3 protein-coding genes are annotated in these 3,500 nt (G+C 54.1%); all 3 read right to left on the reverse strand.

The window, feature by feature from the left end; all coding sequences use genetic code 11:
* Window positions 1-300: 300 nt before the first annotated feature.
* The 3 genes from INT22_RS00060 to INT22_RS00070 all read right to left on the reverse strand — a co-directional run bounded on the left by INT22_RS00060 (window position 301) and on the right by INT22_RS00070 (window position 3,064).
* On the reverse strand, window positions 301-678 hold the full coding sequence (locus tag INT22_RS00060; protein ID WP_193067429.1) for a VOC family protein: 378 nt from the start codon (window positions 676-678) through the stop codon (window positions 301-303).
* 384 nt (window positions 679-1,062) lie between these two features.
* Window positions 1,063-2,214 carry an IS91 family transposase gene (locus INT22_RS00065; RefSeq protein ID WP_193067430.1) on the reverse strand — a complete coding sequence of 384 codons (1,152 nt, stop codon included), beginning with the start codon at window positions 2,212-2,214 and terminating at the stop codon, window positions 1,063-1,065.
* Window positions 2,207-3,064 (reverse strand): site-specific integrase, encoded by an 858-nt coding sequence (locus INT22_RS00070; protein ID WP_193067431.1) that lies wholly within the window; start codon window positions 3,062-3,064, stop codon window positions 2,207-2,209. Before INT22_RS00070 ends, INT22_RS00065 begins: the two co-directional genes overlap by 8 nt.
* Window positions 3,065-3,500: the final 436 nt, after the last annotated feature.

The following is a 3,500-nucleotide window of genomic DNA, read 5'->3' on the forward strand; positions in this document are numbered from 1 at the left end:
TAGTTGATCACCACCATGGCGTTCTGGTCGTAGTTATAAGGCTTGAAGCGCGGCATGCTGACCACTCCTCGTCTGTTTCCTAGATCCTACCAAAACTTAGCCGTCAGCGGAGTTTTTCTACAGGCTCAACGCCCTGTTAAGGGGTGAGCAACGCAATACCGAAGCCACCGCACACCACCCTAATCACTAAAATCAACGCATAGTAAAAATGCCACGCGTTGCGAATCCCTCTTGAACAGTTTGTTATGTTGAAACTCAGCACGTGTTTTACATTAAACTTTTACCGCATTTTCAACTGCATCAAGACTTCCATGTGTCAAAGACAGCCTCAATATTATGACCATCTGGATCATGAACGAAGCAGGCATAATAGTTCTCGGTATAGTGAGGTCGCGGTCCTGGAGCTCCGTTGTCTCGCGCTCCTGCTAAAATAGCTGAGTCATAAAACTCTCGAACCTTTTTCTGACTCGCCACACGAAAGGCAATATGAAAGCTCGTTAAAGCACCCTCAGTCTTAGCGCTACAGATCTCGAATAAGAAGCCCTTACCGAGGTCGAAAGCCCAAAATTTTCCTTTTTCACCAAATGCAACTTTGTACCCTAGTGGACTAAAAGCTTCTTCATAAAACTTCCGGCTTCTTTCCAAATCACTAACGGGAATTGTAACGTGATCAATCATGTATATACCTAAGATATTGCGTGGAAGATGAGATTAGCTGAATACCTGTGGGCTTTGAAGCCCTATTCAACATAACAGTGAAGCATTTATTCGCCGTGCGGAGCATGGCGTATAAATGCCTGTTGGACTAAGGCGCGTCCAGCAGGCGGCTATTTACTAGGGGATTGTATTGACGGGCATGTGGCCGGAGGCCACCAAGCCATGCATCGGCATGTTGCTGGTAACGCGCTCTCATGCTGAGATTAACCGTCATGTCAGTACTCCCGAACCAAAGTTAACCCAATGTAGCGTGCCTGACGGCTAAAATCCATCACCGGGACGAGCGTAGCCGTGACCCGCCAGCGGGTCGGTGAACCATGTCCCTCATCGTGGTATGCCGTTACATTAGGTTCGATAGCGTTGCTCCTGGTGGTTAGGCGGTGGACCGCAGGAGGGGCGCTGAGAGGAGAGTATGCCGATCATCTGCAAGCTGGGTTGCCTACAGTGTGGACAGGTGTAGGTCGGCTCCGCCTCGCTGGCAGCCATATCAGCATCCGGTGCTGGCTCTACAACCGCTAACGCGCGCCGGATCTGTACCAAACGCTGCCGACGACAGCGATTGGCCAGAAAACCGTAATGGCGTACCCGCATCAGCCCCTTGGGCAGGACGTGGAGCAAGAACCGGCGCACGAACTCCTTGCCATCAAGGATGAGTGGCTTGTGCCGCTCGCGGTCACGATAGTCCTTGTAGCGTAAGATCACCTGATGATCATCGACGGTCAGAATGCGTGCATTGCTGATAGCGATCTGGCGCGTATAGCGCGCGAGGTAGCGAACCACGGCGGGGGTGTGTTCAAGGCAATCCTTGCTGTAAACCCCCCACTCAGTGGTCATCAACGTGTTCAGTTGTTCATCGACATCACCGGGCCAAGTGACTCGGTGAAGATCGCCTGCCGTGGCGACTTTGCGCAAAGCACTCACCATGTGCCCACGGAAGTGGCGTGACAAGGCCCGCACGGGGAACAAGTAGTTACTACGCGCTTCACGCCAGTTGCCATCGTCACTCAAGGCACCGCCTGGAACCAAACAATGCAGATGCACATGTTGGCTCAGGTTCTGGCCCCTGGTGTGAAGCACGGCGATCATCCCCATCTGGCCGTCAAGGCGTTTAGGATCGCGCCCAAACATGCGCAGCGTGTGCCAGGCACTTTGGAACAGCAGCCGGTGGATCACCTCGGGATGAAGCTGAACCCAGCCATTAAGGCTGTGTGGCAGTGTGAACACGACATGGTAATAGCGCACCGGTAGGATATTGGCCTGTTGACGCTCGGCCCATTGCTCTATAGCGCGGCCCTGGCACTGCGGGCAGTGACGATCTCGGCAACCGAAGTAGTGTGGCTGTACGTGGGCGCAGTCGGAGCACTGCAAGACCATCCCGCCCATCGCTTCCGTTCGGCAGGCTAGCAGATGAGTACACACTCGTTGTCGGTGGCGATCAAGACCGGCTGGATCGAGAAAACGGGTCAGCGCCTGTTGCAGAGTAGCGGTCTTAGTCATGACCCATCTCCAATGTCGCCACCAGGTCGATATGGCGCTGACTTACCCCTTGCTGGTTCGGTAGCCAGTGTAGGTAGCGCATCGTCGACTGGAGGTTACGATGGCCCAGCAGTCGCTGAAGCTGGTGAACGGGTAGGCCCTGCTCCAGGACATGGGTGGCATACGCATGGCGCAGACTGTGGATGCCCCCTATCCGCTCAACCTCGGCAAGGCGTTTGGCCTGGGTAAAGGCCTTCTGCGGCGCACTGGGGTGCAGTGCTTGATCGGGAAACAGCGCACTCGGGAAGAGCCATGTGGATGGACGGTAGGCTCGCCAGTAATCGCGCAAGCGATCAATCAAGGTCGCCGGAAGCAACACCATGCGATCTTTCGCGCCCTTGCCTTGAGCGACACGCAACTGGCCACGCTGACTGTCGATGTCACTGACACGCAAGTGACAGACCTCACTTACGCGTAAGCCGCAGCCGTAGCACAGCTCCAGCATCATGCGATGCTTGGTGTTTTGGCAGGCGGCCAGAATCCGCCGAACCTCGTCGCGGGTCAGCAGTTCTGGAATCCGCTGCGGTTTTTTAGGGACGGTGAGCGGCACATCAAACGACGGCCACTGCAACACGTGCAGGTACAGGAACCTTACGCCATGCAGGTAGACACGGCAGCTGGCCGCGGACAAACCGCGCTCCTGAACCAGATGATTAAAAAAGTGTTGTAGGTCGTCGGTACTCAACGTGTCTGGCGAACGGTGGAAATATCGTGCCAGCTCAGTGATCACCATCAGGTAGGTGTTGTGGGTACGTTGCGAAAAGCCACGCTGACACATGGCCGCGATCATCTTCTGTCGCAAGGCAGTCATCGTCGTCACTCCTGTTGATTGACCCACGTGGGTCAATCAACAGTGTGGCCCGATGAGGCGAGAAACGTGGTTCGTCGATAGCTACCGCGAAGCGGTTTAGTTCAACAGTGCTTATATAGCCTGCTGCATAACACCATTGAATGTGGCTGCGCGTTTATTGATTTTATCCAGCCGCTCTAAAAAACTTAACCAACTGTTTTTAAAACGCTATTTATATCGTATGGCAGCATCTACAAAATTCGCGAGCCCGCTCGTTTTGCTCTTTTCAATCATACTTTATTCATAAATTTGGCTTAGGTCACGTGGCTTTGCAGAAAAACTGAGCTGGAACATGTTTTAGGCAGTTGGGGCTGCCTTCCCGCTGGGCCGCCATCGCGGGTGCCTTTTGGCTCGTTCCTCGCCAAGCGTTACGCAATGGGATGGACTCCTCCTCACC

The organism is Halomonas sp. 3D7M, assembly GCF_014897885.1.
In the GTDB taxonomy this organism is placed as follows: domain Bacteria; phylum Pseudomonadota; class Gammaproteobacteria; order Pseudomonadales; family Halomonadaceae; genus Vreelandella.